The following is a 3264-nucleotide window of genomic DNA, read 5'->3' as shown; positions in this document are numbered from 1 at the left end:
TGCAGGTGACGTCGGCACCGTTGGCCAACGTGAGCGACGCCCCCTCCAACGTCCCTCCGGCCCCTTCACAGCTCCAGTCCCCTGCGTCATAGCCACCCGGACCGGCCTCGGTGAGCTCGTAGGTTCCCGAGATCACGTTCTCGTCGGTCACCCCGTCCTCACCGTTGCCGCTGACCGGGTCCTGCTCTGCGATCCCGTCCGGCGTCGCGGTCAGCGTCCAGTCCGCAGGCACGTCGGTGGCACCGGTCGCCCCGCTCTCCACCTGCTTGCGCAACGTCAGCTGCGCGGGATCGTCGTCGTTCACGAAGGTGCAGGTCACCGCCTCCCCCGGGCCGACCGTCACCGTGCGGAGATCGCGGGTCACGCCACCGGCCTCGCAGTTCACCGCGACCAACGAGTATCCGGGGACCCCGGTCTCCGCCAGCTCGTACGGGTGGCCGGGCCGCACCTCGTACGTCGTGCCGGTGGCAGTCCCGGGCCCCGAGTAGGTCTCGAGACCTTCCACCGGTGGGTCGTCGCCGGGAGTCGCGCTCAGGGTGAAGTCGCCGGGCTCCGCTGTCCCACTACCGTCGTTCACGACGTCCTTGACGAGCGTGAGGCGACCGGTCTGGTTCGTCGCCGTGCACTGCACCCGTACGCCGAACTGCACCGTCACGGCACCGTTGAGGCCGTCGGCGAACCCGGGGATCTGGGCACCTTCGGCGTCGATGCGGATACACGCCCACGACCCCGTCGACGACGGATACGCGTCGCTGGACCGGACGTCGTTCTGGACATAGGTCGGAGGGCCGCCGGACTCGGCCAGCTGGTACGGAACCCGCGCCGTGACGACCTGGTCCGTGACCGCCGCACTCCCCGCCGTACCGTTCGGACCGGGCAGCTGACCCGCGGGCTGTCCCGGAGCAGGAAGCGCCGCGAGGTTCCACGACGTCGGGAGGGCAGACCCGACCACATTCTTGGCGAGCGTCAGCCGGGACTCGCAGTCGACGCTGTTGCGGATGGTCAGCGTGTTGGCACCGGCCGTCAGTGTCTGGTCGTACCCGTCCGGGATCGGGATCGGCGTGACGTCGACGCCGTTGACCTCGACGATCGTCGGCTCCCCGACGGTGCACAGGTCCGGGTCCACGGCCGGCGCAGTGATGTCGACGTCCTCGTCCACGGTCACGGTGTCGCCGGCGCTGTAGCCGGGACGTGGCGCACCCCAGTCCTGGTTGGAGGCAGGAGCCCCGTCGGGGCCGGTCAACGTCAGCTGAGCGGTGAGCCCGCCCGGCTGACTGCCGTTCGGGACGGGCGCAGCACCGTTGATGACCCATTCCTTGTCGACGGTGACGGTGGCCGGTGCGACAGCCTGGTTGTAGACCGTGCAGCTCACGGGGGCGTCGCTCGGCACATCGACGGTGAAACCGGTCGCGCCCGAGTTCGTGACCGGGACGGCTTCCTCGGTGGCGAGATTGCGACAGACGGCGTTGAATCCGTCGACGGGGAACAATGACTCGCCCTCCTGCTCCGTCTCGGTCACCGTGATCGCACCCGTGGACACGCCGCCGCCGAAGGTGATCGGGAAGTTGACGCCACTGGTGGCATCGGTCGTCGCACTGGTGGTCGGCAGGCTCACGCCGGGCGTGGTGGTCGCCGCGTCGAACGTCCACCCGGCTCCGCCCGGCGTCGCATTCGTGATGTCGCCGTCCGGACCGACGATCTGCTTGATCACCGACAGCGACTCGTCACAGTCGCCGAGGGCTAGGTCCCGTAGTGCAGTACCGACGGACGCGTAGTTCGCGACCTGGAAGTAGTCGGCCGTGTCGGTGTTGCTGCCGTCGTACGCCGTCGGACCTGAGATCGCTCGGAGATTCTGTGCGGTTGCGGGGTCGCTCACGCCGGAGCCGACGCCGACCGCCAGGACGCGCGTGCCTCGTGCCTTCAGCGCGTTGGCGGAGAAGACACCGTTCTCCATCTCGCGCACCCGCTCGAAGTATCCCGGCCCTTGTTCGGGCTGCGAGTAGAGGGTTGGGTTTCCGTCGGTGATCACGACGGCGAGGTCATAGGTGGGGGTGGCCTGCGCCGGCGCCGCGAGCCCTCGGTCCCAGTTCGTTCCGCCACCGGCGGTCCAGGACTGGTAGCGCGCCTTGAACGTGTCCGCGCCCTGCTGCGTGGCGACCGAGGTGAGTCCGGGGAAATTCTGCGTCGCCCCGTCGGCCGGGGAGACGGTGGAGAACGAGAACAACGCCAGCCGCGACGGCGTGCCGACGAGAGCGTCGGCGAAGGTGTCCGTCGCCGCCTTGAGCTCCACCAGCTGTGACGGTGTCACTGAGCCCGACAGGTCCTGGATGATGGCCACGTCGAGGCCGCAACTCTGGGCCGGTGGCGGATTGGTCCGCGACTGCTGCCAGATTCCGCCGGAAGCGACACGGTTGGTGTCGCCCGTGCCGATCATGAAGTCCGACGTCGAGCTGTAGGTGTTGCCGGCTCGGAGCCTCAGCCCGGTCCGGAACTGGTACGCCGTGCTCTCCGAGAGCGTGCCGTCGCCCTCGCCCGTCCGGAACGACGGGTTGATGGTGAACCCCTCCGGCGCACCTTCCTGCACCACCCAGAAGCGGCGGTCGCAGTTGTCTCCGGCCGTGATGCCGAGGCAGGTGCCGAGAATGCTCGTCTGCGTGTCCGGCACGACGAAGCTGCAGTCCCCGTCCGCGTCCGACACGCAGGTCGCCCATGCGTCGGCCACGGGGGTCGTCGGGGCCGACGTTCCGTTGTAGAGCCGGAGGGTCACGCCGGCCAGGTTGGACACACCGTTCGTCCCCACCCGGTCGGCGCCGACCTTGACGGTGATGACGGCGTTGGTGCCTGTCGCCGGCGGGACGTCCGCAGGCGCAACGGCCGGCACCGCACCCGTAGGCGGCGCGCCGAGGAGACCCATCAGCAGCAGCACCGCGGCCGACGCCACGAAGCGACCCGACCGCTTGTTCCAGAATTCCTTGCCGCCCATGGATCCCCCAACCCGGCCCATGCGTGACGCACTCACGCACGCATAATGGGCATCCTGCCCCAGATGGGACAAACCGGCACACGGGGTCGGAGGTCAGAGGGCTCGAGGGTCAGAGAGGCGCTTTCGACGACCTCGGCCAGCTCGAGGCCGGCACGGAGACCTACGACAAGGCGACCCTCGCCGAGAAGTCCGCACGACTCTTCCGACAGAAGGGCCGCCCGCGTCTCCTCCTCATCACCTGCGAGGACTGGGACGGCACGGGCTACCGCTCCAACACCGTC

General features: G+C 69.2%; 1 protein-coding gene and 1 pseudogene. One reads left to right on the top strand and one right to left on the bottom strand.

Annotated elements, in window-relative coordinates; genetic code table 11:
* A partial coding sequence (locus KV100_RS20295) for a VWA domain-containing protein (protein ID WP_220344803.1) occupies window positions 1–3019 on the bottom strand: 3019 nt, incomplete at its 3' end.
* Here KV100_RS20295 and KV100_RS19200 point away from each other — a divergent pair.
* Window positions 3007–3264, top strand: a pseudogene (locus KV100_RS19200) (hypothetical protein); the annotation flags it as partial. The gene KV100_RS20295 and the pseudogene KV100_RS19200 overlap by 13 nt on opposite strands.

Origin of the sequence: Mumia sp. zg.B21 (assembly GCF_019550855.1) — a bacterium.
Lineage (GTDB): Bacteria > Actinomycetota > Actinomycetes > Propionibacteriales > Nocardioidaceae > Mumia.
The sequence above is the reverse complement of the archived record's forward strand: the minus strand, read 5'-3'. Positions and strand labels throughout refer to the sequence as shown.